Origin of the sequence: Nitratireductor sp. CH_MIT9313-5 (assembly GCF_037029545.1) — a bacterium.
In the GTDB taxonomy this organism is placed as follows: Bacteria; Pseudomonadota; Alphaproteobacteria; order Rhizobiales; family Rhizobiaceae; genus Chelativorans.
This window is the reverse complement of record NZ_JAYMER010000011.1, coordinates 270,764-286,768: the sequence shown is the minus strand read 5'-3', so window position 1 is coordinate 286,768 and position 16,005 is coordinate 270,764. Positions and strand designations below refer to the sequence as shown.

Here is a 16,005-nt window from a genome sequence, read left to right as displayed (position 1 = left end):
TGTTGTTGCGCCACAAACTAAAGTGAGCAGTCGAGCGGAAAGCGGCCGATACGCCAACGGTGAACTGGCTCTTGGAGCCGCGTTCGTTTAGAAAGCCGGAATCGGCTGCCGGGCCAACAGGCGGGCATATTCGTCGAAGAGGCTCGTCTTTACCCCTTCGCTCACATCCCTTCTGCTTCGTGGCGCTGGTAACGCCTTGCAAGTCCATTCACTGCGCCTCGTAGAGAACCTCCACGACGGGGCATTTCGGAACGTCCCCCTTGGAACATTCGGCCGCCATGGATTCGAGTGCGGTTTCCAGCCTCTGGAGTCGCATTATTTTCCGCCTGATATTTGCCAGGTGTTCCAATGTCATCTCATGGACCTGTGCGCAGGAGACGCTTTGCGCATCGACCATTCTCAAAAGTGCGCGGATTTCTTCCTGACTGAAGCCCAGTTCGCGGCTGCGTCTAATGAAGCTCAAGCGTTTCAGGTCTTCCAGGCCGTATTCGCGCGTTCCACCGGCCGTGCGCTCCGGGCTCTTCATCAAGCCAATCCGTTCATAATAGCGGATGGTCTCTACCTTCACGCCTGTCTCGCTGGCCAGCGTGCCGATCCTCATTGATCGCGTCCTTGTGATGGGCATGGCTTCGTCACCCTCTTGAATCTGTAGTTACTACAGGTGCCACATAGAATGACAGGAACCGCGAGGCCTTGCCAGATGACGACTATTCGAACGCACATATCCAAACCCGATGCCAAGGATGCCAGCGCTGGAGGCGCTGCTTTTCTGGGTGCCCTCGGGGCCATCGGTGCTTCAACCTGCTGCGTATTGCCGCTGGTGCTGTTCGGCCTGGGCGTATCAGGAGCGTGGGTGGGCAACCTCACTGCATTGGAGCCCTACCGTCCGGTCTTTCTCATCATCGCCGTAGCGGCATTGAGCTGGGGGTTTTGGAAGGTTTATCGGCAGCCTGCTTGCAGCACTGATGATGGGTGCGCGACCGACCGGTCACAACGCCTTGTGCGCGTTGTTCTGTGGGTTTCCTCGGCTCTCGTCCTGATAGCTCTTTTCTGGAACTGGATCGCCCCTGTCGTGGCTCCGGTTCTGCTTGGACTTTGAAAGGAAGAACCATGCACAAGTCCCTCATCACGGTCGCCGCTATTTTTGCAACGCTGCCAGCTTTTGCAGCGGAGCGGCTGGCAGAATTTTCCGTGCCCGGCATGAATTGCGCCAGTTGCCCGTTCATAGTCGAAGCGGCCATGGGCAAGGTGGACGGGGTTCTGGAAGTCACGACCGACATTGAGGCCCGCACGGCATCCGTGCGCTTTGACGACGCTCTCACGACTGCCGCGATTATCGCCAAAGCATCGGCAGATGCAGGCTATGCAGCAACGCTGAGCGAAGAAGAAGCACGCTAGACTGCCGGATCGCCCTCCCGGAACGCTCCACGAACGCTCGCGTTCAGCCCCAGACAGTCATTTCCCAGATGAGGCAGACGATGAAGGATCTCGTTGTGATTGGCGCTGGCATGGCCGGCAATGCGGCCGCCCGCAAATGCGCAGCCGCAGGTTGGGATGTCGCGATCATTGACGAACTTCCCTATGGCGGCACCTGTGCCCTGCGCGGCTGCGACCCAAAGAAGATGCTCCGCCGCGCAGCCGAAATAATGGATGCAGCCCAGCTCATGCAGGGCAAGGGAATAGACCAGCAAGGCCTGAAGGTGAATTGGGCCGACCTGATGGCGCACAAGCGCTCTTTCACCGATGACGTGCCAGCCAAGATGGAGGCAGGGCTGCAGAGCGCTGGAGTCGAAACCTTCCACGGTCATGTCCGCTTCATCAGCCCTCACAAGGTGGAGCTCGAAAGCGGCCAGACACTGGAAGCCAAGCACTTCCTAATTGCGACGGGTGCCAAGCCCAGACCCTTGCCAGTGCCGGGTGAGGAGTTCTTGACCGATAGCACCGCTTTCCTCGAACTGGAAAAGCTACCCAAACGGATTCTTTTCGTTGGGGGCGGCTATATCTCCTTCGAGTTCGCACATATTGCTGCAAGGGCCGGTGAGACCACCACCATCATCAGCCGTGGCGAAAAGGTGTTGAAGCAATTCGACCCCGACCTGGTAGGGATGTTGATCAGCCGTTCGCGAGAGGCTGGGATCAGGATTGCTACCTCGACGAGCCTTTCAGCTATCGAAAAGGTTGGCGACGTTTATCGCGTGCACATGAACCAGAATGGCCAGGAACAAACGGACGAATATGATCTCGTTGTGCACGGAGCAGGGCGCGTTGCCGCCACCGACCATCTTGGGCTTGAGGAGGCCGGAATAGAGAGTTCGGAGAAGGGAATTGCCGTAACACCTTGGCTTCAAAGTACCACCCAGCCACATGTCTTTGCGGCTGGCGATGCTGCCGCAACGAAGGGCAAGCCGCTGACGCCGGTCGCAGTAAGCGAAGGCAAGGTCGCTGCATCGAACTTGCTGAAAGGGACGACCACAGCGCCGGACTATACCGGCATACCGAGCGCGGTCTTTACAGTGCCTGAACTTGTCTCCGTAGGCATGAGTGAGGCTGAGGCGCGCGAAAAGGTGGGAAAACTGCGTGTTGCCTATACCGACACATCCGGCTGGTTTTCCAACCGGCGTGTCGGTGAGACCCACGCGGCAGCCAAGATTTTGATCGATGAGGAGAGCGACCTGATTGTCGGCGCGCATCTCTTCGGTCCGGAATATGGCGAACTCGTCAACTATTTCGGGCTCGCCATGAAGACCGGACTGACAACAAGACAGCTCAAATCAATGAGTGCAGCCTACCCCTCGGTAAGTTCCGATCTCGGCAGCCTTTTGGCCTAAGCCGAGGAGTGGCGCTCCATCAGAGCGAGAAGTCGAAGCGGTAAGTGGCCGATACGCCGACGGTGAACTGGTTCTTCGAGCCGCGTTCGTTCACGAGGCTGGAATCGGCTGCCGGGCCGACGAGCCGGGCATATTCGCCAAACAGGCTTGTCTTGACCTTCTCGGTCACATCCCAGTTGATCGCGCCGCCAAGGCCGAAGGAGTGGAAGCCGCTGTCGGGATGGTATTCGGAAAGGCCGGAAGCGGCGGCTTCACTGGCGTTCACGCCGTACCAGGCCTCATGATAATCCTGTGAGGCATAGGTAACGCGTGGGCCGGCGGAAACCTGCACCGTCGGGGTGATATTGGTGAAGAAGTCGGCGCTGACATCGGCCACGACCCCATCATGGGAGCGGATGCCGTGGCGGACCTCACCGCGCAGGCGCATCCAGTCGGTGGGATAGAATTCGGCAAAGCCGCCAAGCTCGCCCCCGAAGCGCACGGGATCGAGACCCTTGATATCCGCAGCATCATCACCATCGCGACCGAAAACGACCTTGCCTGCAACGCCGGCGCGGAAATTGCCGGTATCGACGAGGCCGAGGGAAATGTTGTCATTGCGCGAGGAGAAACGTTTTGCAGTGCCCTGGCGACCGAGTGAGACGATCGGTTGCACGCGCAGCATATAGTCGTCGTCGCCTTGAAATTCAGGCAGTGTCAGCACGGCTGCACCAAGCGTCAAGCTCCAGTCGCCCGACCAGAATGGTTCGGCCAATGCCGGCGAAGTGCCAAGTGATGCAACGAGTATTGCGGCGGAAGAGAATGCAATTTTGGACACGTAGAGACTCCTGAATACGCACTTGCTGAAATACCCCAACAGGCACGAACCTTCTCGCCTGCACTACCCCACAGGCAAGATTAGACGGGATCCCTTTCCAAGCGGTTTACCATCACACCACGGTTTACGGTGCATTGGCAAACGATTATGTCTCTGACAGTTCCTTGCCCTGCTGGCGCATGGCCATGTGCGAGGCCATGAAGGCCTGTTCCTGCTCGGTGGGTGCGCGTGGCGCTTCTTCCCGGCCGAGTGCGTTCATCACTTCTCCCACCTCAACAAAGCGCTTGTTGCGGAAGTCGTATATGCCGCCGGTGGTCATCATCACGGCAGCCGTGCGCCCGTCATCGAGCACGAAGCGGTGCTTGCCCAGGATCTGCGTGCCCGACCAGGTTTCGATGGTGGAGACGACCTCGAAACGCTTCCACAGCCTGATCTCGCGCACATAGGAAATCTGCAGACCTCCCAGAAGCGGGCCCCAGCCATTCTTGCGCGCGGCAGAGATGAGGCCGGAGCGCAGGAAAATGTCGATGCGGCCCATATCGGCCAGCATCATGTAACGCGCATTGTTGAGATGCATGTTCATGTCGATATCGGTTGGCAGGCACCGAAACGACAACCGCCCCTCATCGCCCAGATCAAAGCGACCACGGCGCTTGTAGGTGGCACCGACACGGAGAAGGCGAAGCCAGACATACATGGGATATGGTCCTTGGGTGGGTGGTAAGTTTGTTGAGGTTGATGCCGAGATACCCCCCTCTGCCCTGCCGGGCATCTCCCCCACAAGGGGGGAGATTAGCCTGCATGCACGTCACACATCTCCTTATCAAAGAAGTGCCGTCACATCAGCGCATGATCTCCCCCCTTGTGGGGGAGATGTCCGGCAGGACAGAGGGGGGTCTGCCACGCCGGACCGTCTGCCAATTCGACCTTACGCCGCCTTCTGCATCTCCGCGCCACCTTCAGGTGCGAAGCGCTCGTAGAAGGTTTCGCCTTTCTCGGCCATGTCGAGCAGAAGCTTCGGCGCCTTGAACTGCTTGCCGTATTTCTTCTGCAAACGCTTGGAGAGCGCGACGAAGTTCTCCACGCCCATGCCGTCGATGTAAGACAGCGCACCACCGGTATAGGGCGCGAAGCCGAAGGCGAGGATGGAGCCGACATCGGCCTCACGCGGATCGGTTACGATGCCCTCTTCCATCACGCGTGCGGCTTCCAGGGCGATGGTGACGAGCAGGCGCTGCTTGACCTCCTCGATGTCCACCTCTTCTGCCGGCTTCTGCGGGAAGAGGTCCTTCAGACCCGCCCACAGATGCTTCTTGGCCGGCTTGGCGGGATAGTCGTAGAAGCCCTTGGCGTTCTTGCGGCCGTGGCGACCATGCTTGTCGACCATGGTGTCGATCAGCTCCATGTGGCGCGGATCGACAGCCTTTTCGCCAAGATCGCGAATGGTCTGCTTCATGATCTTCTGCGCCAGATCGATGGCCGTCTCGTCGGTCAAGGCGAGTGGTCCGACCGGCATTCCGGCCATTTTCGCCCCATTCTCGATCATGGGTGCAGGCACGCCCTCGATCAGCATGGAATAGGCTTCCTGCATGTAACGCAGCACGCAGCGATTGACGTAGAAGCCGCGCGTGTCGTTGACGACAATCGGCGTCTTCTTGATCGCGCGGACATAGTCCATGGCCATTGCAAGCGCCTTGTCGCCGGTGCGCTTGCCCATGATGATCTCGACCAGCATCATCTTGTCGACAGGCGAGAAGAAGTGGATGCCGATGAAGTTCTTCGGACGCTTGGAATTCTTGGCAAGGGCCGAAATCGGGATGGTCGAGGTGTTGGACGCGAATACCGCCGTGGACTTCAGAACTGCCTCGGCCTTCTCGGTCACTTCCTTCTTGATGTTGGAATCCTCGAACACCGCCTCGATCACGAGGCCCGCACCGTCCAGCTCGTTGTAGTCGGGCGTTGCGGTGATGAGCGAGAGAAGCTTTTGCTTGTCGTCCTCGGTTGCGCGGCCCTTCTTGATAAGGCCGTCCATCAGCTTTGCGGAATGCTCCTTGCCCTTGTCGGCAGCTTCCTGATCGCGGTCGATCAAGACCACCGGGATGCCAGCCTTGGCCGTGACGAAGGCAATGCCTGCGCCCATGAAGCCTGCACCAAGAACGCCAACCTTTTTCAGCTTGCGTGCGGGCACATCCTTGGGGCGGCGCGCGCCCTTGTTGAGCTCCTGCAGCGAGATGAAGAGCGAGCGGATCATCATCTTCGCTTCGGTCGTCTGCATGATCTCGGTGAAGTAGCGCTGCTCGATCTTCAAGGCGGTATCGAACGGCACGAGCAGGCCTTCATAGACGCATTTGAGGATAGCGGAGGCTGCGGGATAGTTGTTCTGCGTCTCGCGGCGCAGAATGGCGATTGCCGGCGGCCAGAGATTTGCACCCGCTGCCGAGTAGACAGGGCCGCCGGGCAGCTTGAAGCCCTTCTCGTCCCAGGGTTTCACCGGCGACAGGCCGTCCTTGATCACCTTCTTGGCAGTCTCGACGAGCTTGCGCGGTGCGACGACCTGGTCGACCAGGCCCATGCCGAGTGCCTTTTTCGGCGACAGGTTCTGGCCTGTCGTCAGCATCTGCAGGGCTTCCTGGGTCTTGGCCATGCGCGGCACGCGCTGGGTGCCACCGGCACCGGGGAAGATGCCGACCTTCACCTCGGGAAGCGCCATCTTCACCTTGTCGCTGTCAGCGGCAACGCGACCATGGCAGGCTAGCGAAATTTCGAATGCGCCGCCCATGCAGGTTCCGTTGATGGCGGAGACCCAGGGCTTGCCGCAGGTCTCCAGCTTGCGCCACAGCCAGCTCATCCGGCCGGCGCTGTCGAACAGCAGCTTGATCGCCTTGTCGTGATCCTTCTGCTTTTCCGTCTCGAAGAGGCCAAGCATCTTCTGCAGCATTGTGAGATCGGCACCGCCGGAGAAGGTCTCCTTGCCGGAGGTGAGCACGGCACCCTTTATCGCGTCGGTCGCGACAACATGATCGATGATCTTGTCGAGCTCGTTCATCACCTCTTCGGTGAAGACATTCATCGAGCGGTCGGGCATGTCCCAGGTGACAAGCGCGATTCCGTCGGCGTCGGTTTCGACGGTGAAGTTCTTGTAGTCGGCCATGAATATTCTCCTCCGCCAGTATTACACGCGCTCGATGATCGTCGCGGTGCCCATGCCCGCGCCGATGCACAGCGTGACGAGTGCGGTGTTCAGGTTGCGGCGTTCCAGTTCGTCGAGAACCGTGCCGAAGATCATTGCGCCGGTCGCACCAAGCGGGTGACCCATGGCAATTGCGCCGCCATTGACGTTGATCTTGTCATGGTCGATGTCGAATGCCTGCATGTAGCGCAGCACAACCGACGCGAAAGCCTCGTTCAGCTCGAACAGGTCGATGTCGGACAGCTTCATCTTCGCCTTTTTCAGAAGCTTCTCGGTCACGTCCACCGGACCGGTCAACATCATGGCGGGTTCAGAGCCGATATTCGTGAAGGCGCGGATTTTAGCGCGCGGCTTCAGGTCGAGCGCCTTGCCCGCCTTCTTGGAGCCGAGCAGAACCGCTGCCGCACCATCGACAATACCGGACGAATTGCCGGCGTGGTGAACATGGTTCACGCCTTCAAGCTCCGGGTAACGCTGCACGGCAACCGCATCGAATCCGCCCATTTCGCCGGGCATGACAAATGACGCGTTCAGCGAGGCCAGCGACTGCATGTCGGTGCCGGGGCGCATATGCTCGTCGCGGTCGAGAATGGTCAGGCCGTTCTGATCCTTGATCGGAATCACAGAATTCTTGAAGTAGCCCTTTTCCCATGCATTCGCTGCGCGCTTCTGGCTTTCCACTGCATAGGCGTCCACGTCGTCGCGGGAGAAGCCGTATTTAGTGGCGATCAGGTCGGCGGAGACGCCCTGCGGCATGAAGTAGGCTGGAATGCCGACGGAGGGGTCCATGAACCAGGCGCCACCAGACATGCCCATACCGACGCGCGACATGCTCTCAACACCACCGGCAATCACGATTTCGTCGGAGCCGCCGGCGATCTTCGCCGCACCGAAATTGATGGCGTCGAGACCGGAGGCACAGAAACGGGAGATCTGCATGCCGGGTGCTGCATTGTCGTAACCTGCCTCGAAAGCCGAGGAGCGCGGGATGACCGACCCGGCCTCGCCCACAGGATCGACACAGCCGAAGATGATGTCGTCGACCTTTTTGGTGTCCAGCCCGTTGCGATCGCGCAGGGCTTCCAGAACCTTCGCGCCAAGGCGCACCGCCGGCACTTCGTGCAGCGAGCCATCCTTCTTGCCGCGCCCGCGTGGTGTGCGAACGGCATCATAGACATATGCGTCAGCCATTTTGCTCTCCCTGATTGTCGGACGGTCAAGGCGCCCGGGGTTCGATGGTCACAGGCTTCTGGAGATCAGAAGCTTCATGATTTCATTGGTCCCGCCATAGATGCGCTGGACACGCGCATCGCGATACATGCGGGCGATAGGATATTCGTTCATGTAGCCATAACCGCCGAAAAGCTGCAGGCACTCGTCGGTTACCTTGCACTGCAGGTCCGACAGCCAATATTTGGCCATTGACGCAGTTTCGGTGTCGAGATTGCCCTCAAGATGGCGGGCCACACAATCATTGTAGAAACTGCGGCCGATCGTGGCTTCGGTCTTCAGTTCCGCCAGCTTGAACTGGGTGTTCTGGAAATCGATGATGCGCTGGCCGAAAGCCTTGCGCTCCTTCACGTATTCGATGGTCAGGGCCAGAGCGCGCTCTATCATGGAGATCGCCTGTGCGCCGATCAGAAGCCGCTCCTGGGGGAGTTGCTGCATCAGTTGCACGAAGCCCTGCCCCTCATCCGTGCCAAGCAAATTGGCTGTTGGCACGCGCACATCGTTGAAGAAAAGCTCCGACGTATCGTTGGACTTCAGCCCGATCTTGTCGAGATTGCGCCCGCGCTCGAAACCCTCGACCTCATCGGTTTCCACGACCAGAAGGGACGTGCCCTTGGCCCCTTTCGAGGGGTCGGTCTTGGTGACGACAATGATCAGATTGGCAAGCTGACCGTTGGTAATGAAGGTCTTGGAGCCGTTGATGCGGTACTGGTTGCCATCGCGTTCGGCGCGTGTCTTGACGCCCTGCAGGTCGGAGCCCGCTCCCGGTTCGGTCATGGCGATCGCGCCGATCAGTTCGCCCGTTGCCATACGGGGCAGCCAGCGCTTCTTCTGCTCCTCGCTGCCATAATGCAGGATGTAGGGCGCGACGATGGCGTTGTGGAGCGCGATGCCAAAGCCATCGACGCCGACATGGCCGATGGCTTCCGCAATCACGCTTTCATGGGCGTAGGTGCCGTCCGAACCGCCATATTCTTCCGGAATGGAGGCGCAGAGGAGACCGTTGGCACCAGCCTTCTCCCAGCTTTGCCGGTCGAAGCATTCGGCCTTTTCGAACTCCTCGTATCGAGGTGCGATCTCTTCGGAGAGGAATCGGTTGGCCATGTCGTAGAGCATGGCCACATCCTCACCTGCCCAGGCAGGTTTCGGCATTCCAAGAACCGATTGCGGATCGTTACCCATCAGCGCCTCCTCCAGCGTTCCGAGTGCAGTTTCCGTTCACGTCAATGCGCGACGCATGCTGCAATCAGAATGCCTCCGCGGCAAGACCCATCATGGTGTCTGATCCGGAAGAAATACGGGCCAGATGCGCTGCGGATTCGGGCATGATGCGCTCCATATAGAAGCGGCCCACAACGAGCTTCTGCTCCAGCATGTCCTTGTCGCCCTCGCCTGCAGCCAGTTGCGCCTGCGCGGTCTTGACCATGCGGCCCCACATATAGCCGAGCGCGACCAGACCGAAGAGATGCATGTAGTCGTAGGATGCGGCACCGGCATTGTCGGGCTTCTGCATGGCGTTCTGCATCAGCCACATGGTGGCGGCCTGCAGATCGTTCAGCCCCTTCTTCAGGCTCTTGGTATAGGGTGCCATGTTTTCGTCCGAGCGGTTCTCCTCGCAGAAATCACCGACTTCCTTGAAGAAGGCCTGCACTGCGCGGCCACCATTGAGTGCCAACTTGCGCCCGACGAGGTCGAGTGCCTGGATACCGTTGGCACCCTCGTAGATCATGGCAATGCGGGCATCGCGCACGAACTGGCTCATGCCATGCTCTTCGATATAGCCGTGACCGCCAAAGACCTGCTGCGCCATGACGGCGATGTCAAAGCCCTTGTCGGTGAGTACTCCCTTGACCACCGGCGTCATGAGCGCCAGCAGATCATCCGCGATCTGGCGCGCATTTTCGTCATCGGAGCGATGGGCGATATCGGACTGGAGTGCTGTCCACAGAAGCAGAGCGCGGCCGGATTCGTTGATCGCTCGCATGGTCATCAGCTTCCGGCGGATATCCGGATGAACGATGATCGGATCGGCCTTCTTTTCAGGCTCCTTTGCGCCGGTGAGCGAACGACCCTGAAGACGCTCGCGCGCATAGGCGACCGCGTTCTGGTAAGCCGCCTCGCCGATGGACAGGCCCTGCAGGCCCACGCCAAGACGTGCCTCGTTCATCATGGTGAACATGGCCTTCAGGCCGCCATTCTCGGCACCGATCAGGAAGCCTTCCGCCTCGTCGTAATTCATGACGCAGGTGGAGTTGCCGTGGATGCCCATCTTTTCTTCGAGCGAGCCGCAGGACACACCGTTAGCCTCGCCGACCGTGCCGGCGTCGTCGACCTTGTATTTTGGCACGATGAAGAGGGAGATACCCTTCACGCCTTCCGGAGCGCCTTCGATGCGCGCCAGCACCAGGTGGACGATGTTTTCCGACATGTCGTGCTCACCGGCGGAGATGAAGATCTTCTGGCCGGAAATCTTGTAAGAGCCGTTGCCGGTCGGCACGGCCTTGGAGCGCAGCAGGCCCAGATCCGTGCCGCAATGGGGCTCGGTCAGGTTCATGGTGCCGGTCCAGGTGCCCTCGATCATCCTGGGCAGCCACTTCTGCTTCTGCTCGTCGGTGCCATGAGTGATGATTGCTGCTATCGCGCCCTGGGTCAGGCCCGGATACATCATCAGCGCCATATTGGCGGAGGAGAAATATTCACCGACCGCGGAATGCAGGAGATAGGGCAGGTTCTGACCACCAAATTCTTCGGGAGCGGAAAGCCCCATCCAGCCGCCTTCACAATATTGCTTGTAGGCTTCGTGGAAACCCTTGGGCACGGTGACGCTGCCATCGTCGTGGCGCTTGCAGCCCTCTTCATCGCCCACGCGGTTGAGCGGATGCAGCACGTTTTCAGCCAGCTTGGCGCCCTCGCCCAGAATGGCTTCGAGGATATCCGGCGATGCATCAGCGAAGCCGGCCAGATTGTCGTAACGCTGATAGTTCAGAACATCGCGGATGACGAAAAGCGTATCACGCACGGGCGCCTGATAAATGGGCATGGGTTTCCTCCGAAGACACGTCACCACCGGCAGGACCCACCTGCCGGACTGATCGAGAGCTCTATTATCAATCTTTGACGTGCGCGTAAACGTCAATCAAAAAATGCGGCAATGAAAAAACCCGGCTGCGGGAGCAACCGGGTTGTGCAAATCGGGGAAATCGAGACCGTTCAGCTGGCCTTGCGCTGCTGTTCCTCAGACTTCGCATCCTGCGAGGGCAGACGGTCGCGAATGTCGCTGATGAGATTGGTCAATTCGACCACTGCTTCCTCGATCTCGATATACTGCTTTTCAAGACGATCCATCTGGCGCTCGGATTTCTTCAGGACCATGCGCAGCTGCTGCACATTGGTGCCCTTTGGATCATAAAGATCCAGGATCTGCTTGATGTCGCGCAGCGGAAAGCCGATCTTGCGGCCCAGAAGGATCAGCTTGAGCCGCGCCCGGTCGCGGCTTGAGTAAAGGCGCATGGTGCCACGGCGCTTCGGCTGCAACAGACCCTTGTCCTCATAGAAGCGCAGCGCGCGCAGCGTCACATTGAATTCACGCGACAGCTCGCCAATGCGGTAATAGGTTTCAGCCCCGTAAGACGTCCTGCCCCCCGCCGTGTCACCACTGACGGACCAGGCATTTTCTTCTGACATTCTTCAACATCCCCAGCGGGTATGGGTCCACTAAGACACAAGGCGACGCATCCGTCAGGACGGCATGCAGTGTCGGACCGTGGATGATTATGATTCGATCAGGGCCTCACGCCCCGCGTCGCGGGCATATGTGCCGCTAGGGCACAGATTGCAAGGGGGCGGCACCCATTTTTCATGGGACCATCCGTCACATCCATCGACGATTTGGAAAGAAAGGTTAACTGCTTGTTTACCACGATTGGCGATTGTGGTGGGCGAGAAGCCGCCGTGCACGCTTTGTTATGAATCCGGCGCGGCGACATGGATGAAGGTGCCGAAGTCTTGCCAGTTTCTGCCCATAGCAGCCCAGGTGTGGCGAGGCTCCCTCATCCCGGTAATTGCGGCACCCGAATGTGGTCGGGGAAGAGGCGGGCGTTTCGATGAACAGCAAACGGTCATATCTGGACAGTCTCAATCAGGGGCGGACGCGGCGTTCGGGTCACTCGCTCGACGAGATCAACCGCACGCTCGATCATCTGGAAGATCGTCTGGAACGCGCGCTCGAACCGCGCGAGCGTCCACGACGCGCCGAAGAAGACATTGCCGAGCGTATGCGTGCCCTTTCAAACGAAGCGGCTGCACGCTTCAGCGACTATGACCGCCCTGCCCCGCAGCGCCCCTATCAGGAGCCGATGCCGCAGCAGCGCGGCTGGTCCACCCCGGACGCTGCTCCCCGCCAGCGTCTTGAACGCGTTGCGCAGGATTTTTCAGAAGCACGACGGCAGGAACAGGCACTCTCTTCAATCGGCGAACTGGCGCGCGAGTTGCAGCGCCTTCGCGAAGATATGGGTGCAGTGGTCAATTCCGGCTTCAACCGGGAATTCGAGGGTCTGCGCCAGGAGATCTCCAAGGTGACCGAGGCGCTTCATCATGCGCCGCGCGACCCGCATCTGCATGACGAACTCGAGCGCATCTCTCAGACGCTGGAGCGGCTTTCCGCGCGCAGCGACGACAAGAGCCTGAAGATGCTGCGTCTGGAGCTGGAGCAGGTAAAGGGCTCAATCGCCAATCTTGCCCGCGAGGACAGCATTCGTCATCTCGACCAGCGCTGGGATGCCTTCGAAGAGCGCATGGTCAGCGGCATGCGTGATGCTTCCGACCCGCATCTGGAGTCGCTGTCGCGCCGGGTCGAGGAAATTGCACAGACAGTCTCAAGCCTTCCCAATTCCATGAGCCTGCGCTCCCTTGAGGAGCGTGTGCAGACACTTGCTTCTGCACTCGACCATTTTGCCGGATCACAGAGCCAGCCGGACCTCTATGCGATGGTCGAGGAGCGTCTGGACGAGATTTCACGCGCGATCACTGCATCCGTGGCGACTGCGAGCGTGCCGGGAGCAGACCCGCGCCAGCTGGAGCGCATCGAGGCGCGCATCAGCTCGCTGGCAGCCCAGTTGGATGAAGTCGCCAATGACAGGCCCGACCATGCCATTGCCGAACGTCTCAACGCGCTGACGCAGCGTATCGACACGATTGCCTCGCGCATTGATGTGCCCGAACAGGCTGTCGAGCGTCTTTCCGCGCATATCGCGCAGATTGCCGAGCGCATCGACCGCGCTGGCAATCACGGCAATGCCGACCAGCTTTTCCACGGGATCGAAGAGCGTTTCGCTCATCTCTCGGACATGATCGAAAAGCGTCAGGAAGATGCGATTCATCAGGGTTATGCCCTGTTCCAGGATCTTGAACGGCGTCTTCAGACGCTGGACGAGAAGATCAACAGCCAGCCTCGCGGCGACGATGGCGCTGTCATGGCCGCTATCGACCGGCGTCTGGCGGAATTTGCCGAGCGGCTTGAGCAAAAGCAGTCCGGTGGCGCCGACCCGCAGCTTGTTCATGCGCTTGAATCGAGACTCGAAGACATTTCCTCGCGTCTCCAGCAGTCTGCGGCGGCTGCATCCCATGCGTCGCTCGACCAGGATGTGATCCGCAATCTGGAAAGCCAGGTCGCGCATCTTTCACAGCAGCTTTCGCAACCCGGTCATGGTGCGCCCGCAGAAGCAAGCGACGTCTCTCCGCGTCTTGAAAGCCTGGAACGCGCCATCTTCGAAAGCCGCGAAACGCTGATGGAAGCGGCCCGCCAGGCCGCCGCCCAGGCTGTTGCGGCGTTGGGCTCGGGAAATTCCGCTGGCGATGACAGGCTGAGGGACGAACTCCAGACCCTTGAGGCACTGACGCGCAAATCGGACGAGCGCAACACGAAGACCTTCGAGGCCATCCACGACACGCTTCTGAAAATCGTCAACCGCCTTGGCACGCTTGAAGCAGGCAAGGTCGAGGCTCAGGCTGCCGAACTGAAGATGCAGGTGGAGGACGCGCCGCATCTCAACCCGGCTGATGGTGACGACGAATATGCGGACTATGACGAGCCGCATATCCCACGCACCCCTGCCGAGGCTGCCGCGGCTGCCGCACAGGCTGCCCTTCGCGATGACGATGTCGAAGAAGCGGTCGAAAAGCCGCAGAGAAAAAACTCGATGCTGAGCGGTCTGCGCGCTTTGAGGCAGCGCAAACACCGTGAAAGCGAAGTGACGGAAGCGGTTCGTGCCGAGCCGGAAATGGTAGAGGTCGAGCCTGAAGATGCGCAGGCCCCGGAAATCGAGGCCGAGCATCTGGATGCACCGCTTGAACCCGGCAGCGGCACCCCCGACCTCAACGCCATCATGCGTCGGGTGCGTGACGAGAAGGCCGCCAAGCAAACTGACGCACCGGCTGCAGCATCTTCCACATCCGCTGACGCTGCCAAGGCCGATTTCATCGCGGCTGCGCGGCGCGCGGCTCAGGCAGCGGCTGCAGAGGCGGAAGTGTCGCGCAAGAAGTCCAGCGGCGACGGTGCCGGCGAACGCGGCTTCAGCCTCGGCAGTGTGATCGGCCGACGCAAGAAGCAGCTTCTCTTGACCCTTGGTGCAGCAGCAGTCATTGCCGGTGGCGCTGTTACGGCGCAGAAGTTCCTGCAAAACGACGAGAACCAGTTCCTTGCACAAGCGGTTTCGAAAGATGGCGGCGCTGAAAGCCTCGCCGAGGCCAAGCCGCTTCCGCCTGAGCGCGAGAGCGAGAATGTGCGTGTCGTCGAGCCCGAAGATGAGGTGAAGGCAGCAGCAGCCACACCCCGTGCCGAACCGGCCGCAGCAGAAGCTGCGGAAAGTACTGAGGCCGTGACTGCAAGCATGGAAGCCGCACCGGCCCAAGCAGAAGCACCAGCGACCGAAACGCAACTGGCAGCACTCGATCCGGAAGCTGCGGAAGAAGAACTTCTTGATGCGCCTGTCATCGACATGTCGGCGATTCCCGCCGGCATACAGCCACAGGCATTGCGCGTGGCCGCCTCACAGGGTGACGCCGAAGCGCTTTACGAGATCGCAAGCCGTCTTGCAGAAGGACGGGGCATTGCACCCGATCTGGCAGAGGCTGCCAAGTGGTATGAGAAAGCCGCAGAGCAGGGCCTTGCGCCCGCGCAATACCGCCTTGGCAATCTCTACGAGAAAGGCACCGGCGTCGAGCGCGACTTCGAGAAGGCCAAGACCTGGTATCAGCTCGCCGCCCAGCAGGGCAATGCAAGCGCCATGCACAATCTCGGCGTGCTCTTTGCAATGGGTGCCGACGGGGCGGCAGACAATGAATCCGCAGCGCGCTGGTTCGTGGAAGCTGCCGAGCGCGGGGTGACTGACAGCCAGTTCAATCTCGGCGTGCTCTACGCCAAGGGTGTAGGCGTGCAGCGCGACCTCAGCGAAGCCTACAAGTGGTTTGACATCGCCTCCCGCGCCGGTGATCCGGATGCTGCATCCAAGCGCGACGAGATCGCGGCCGCAATGGCTCCGGCCGATCTTGCAAAGGCGCAGGGCAAGGCAAAACTCTGGCAGGTTCGCGAGCCTGATGCGGAAGCCAACATCGTCGAGATCCGTGACGAATGGCGCGTCTCGGATGACGTGGACACCACCGCAAGCGTCGACATGAAGAAGGCCATCCAGAACATTCAGGCCATCCTCAACCGCGTTGGCTTCGACGCCGGTGCACCGGACGGCATCATGGGTGACAAGACCCGCTCGGCACTCAAGGCCTTCCAGCAGGCCAAGGGGCTCGATGCGACCGGCGAAGTGAATGATCAGGTCGTGCGTGCACTCCTGAAGGAGCATGAAGCTCTGAAGCAGCAATAGGCGCCTTGAGCTTTGGCAGCATTTTGTTGCACGATTTCAGAGATTTCGCCCGCACCGGTTTGACTT

12 protein-coding genes are annotated in these 16,005 nt (G+C 59.9%); 4 read left to right on the top strand and 8 right to left on the bottom strand.

Features of this window, described 5'->3' with window-relative positions; translation table 11 throughout:
- Window positions 1-208: 208 nt before the first annotated feature.
- On the bottom strand, window positions 209-601 hold the full coding sequence (locus tag WA367_RS05400; protein WP_336055762.1) for a MerR family transcriptional regulator: 393 nt from the start codon (window positions 599-601) through the stop codon (window positions 209-211).
- A 99-nt stretch (window positions 602-700) separates the two neighbouring features.
- Between WA367_RS05400 and WA367_RS05395 the strand changes: the two genes are divergently transcribed.
- The 3 genes from WA367_RS05395 to WA367_RS05385 all read left to right on the top strand — a co-directional run bounded on the left by WA367_RS05395 (window position 701) and on the right by WA367_RS05385 (window position 2,828).
- Window positions 701-1,099, top strand: a complete 399-nt coding sequence (locus tag WA367_RS05395; protein ID WP_336055761.1) for a mercuric transporter MerT family protein — start codon at window positions 701-703, stop codon at window positions 1,097-1,099.
- A gap of 11 nt (window positions 1,100-1,110) precedes the next feature.
- Window positions 1,111-1,398, top strand: coding sequence for a cation transporter (locus tag WA367_RS05390; protein WP_336055760.1), 288 nt, complete (start codon window positions 1,111-1,113; stop codon window positions 1,396-1,398).
- A gap of 80 nt (window positions 1,399-1,478) precedes the next feature.
- Window positions 1,479-2,828, top strand: a complete 1,350-nt coding sequence (locus WA367_RS05385) for a dihydrolipoyl dehydrogenase family protein (RefSeq protein WP_336055759.1) — start codon at window positions 1,479-1,481, stop codon at window positions 2,826-2,828.
- A gap of 19 nt (window positions 2,829-2,847) precedes the next feature.
- Here the strand turns inward: WA367_RS05385 and WA367_RS05380 are convergent, their stop codons facing one another.
- From WA367_RS05380 to WA367_RS05350, 7 genes are all read right to left on the bottom strand, one after another.
- Complete coding sequence (locus WA367_RS05380) at window positions 2,848-3,645, bottom strand: MipA/OmpV family protein (RefSeq protein WP_442935546.1); 798 nt, start codon at window positions 3,643-3,645, stop codon at window positions 2,848-2,850.
- A gap of 145 nt (window positions 3,646-3,790) precedes the next feature.
- Window positions 3,791-4,342, bottom strand: coding sequence for a thioesterase family protein (locus tag WA367_RS05375; RefSeq protein ID WP_336055758.1), 552 nt, complete (start codon window positions 4,340-4,342; stop codon window positions 3,791-3,793).
- 231 nt (window positions 4,343-4,573) lie between these two features.
- Window positions 4,574-6,796 carry a 3-hydroxyacyl-CoA dehydrogenase NAD-binding domain-containing protein gene (locus WA367_RS05370; RefSeq protein ID WP_336055757.1) on the bottom strand — a complete coding sequence of 741 codons (2,223 nt, stop codon included), beginning with the start codon at window positions 6,794-6,796 and terminating at the stop codon, window positions 4,574-4,576.
- Window positions 6,797-6,817: 21 nt separating this feature from the next.
- Window positions 6,818-8,026 carry an acetyl-CoA C-acetyltransferase gene (locus tag WA367_RS05365; RefSeq protein ID WP_336055756.1) on the bottom strand — a complete coding sequence of 403 codons (1,209 nt, stop codon included), beginning with the start codon at window positions 8,024-8,026 and terminating at the stop codon, window positions 6,818-6,820.
- Between the two features lie 48 nt (window positions 8,027-8,074).
- Complete coding sequence (locus WA367_RS05360; protein WP_336055755.1) at window positions 8,075-9,247, bottom strand: acyl-CoA dehydrogenase family protein; 1,173 nt, start codon at window positions 9,245-9,247, stop codon at window positions 8,075-8,077.
- A gap of 64 nt (window positions 9,248-9,311) precedes the next feature.
- Window positions 9,312-11,105: an acyl-CoA dehydrogenase C-terminal domain-containing protein gene (locus tag WA367_RS05355; RefSeq protein ID WP_336055754.1), complete on the bottom strand. Its 1,794-nt coding sequence runs from the start codon at window positions 11,103-11,105 to the stop codon at window positions 9,312-9,314.
- A gap of 170 nt (window positions 11,106-11,275) precedes the next feature.
- Window positions 11,276-11,749 carry a MerR family transcriptional regulator gene (locus WA367_RS05350; RefSeq protein WP_336055753.1) on the bottom strand — a complete coding sequence of 158 codons (474 nt, stop codon included), beginning with the start codon at window positions 11,747-11,749 and terminating at the stop codon, window positions 11,276-11,278.
- 419 nt (window positions 11,750-12,168) lie between these two features.
- On the opposite strand from WA367_RS05350, the gene WA367_RS05345 reads away from it, so the two are divergent.
- Entirely contained in the window at window positions 12,169-15,939 is a 3,771-nt protein-coding gene (locus WA367_RS05345) for a peptidoglycan-binding protein (protein WP_336055752.1), read from the top strand.
- Window positions 15,940-16,005 lie beyond the last annotated feature (66 nt).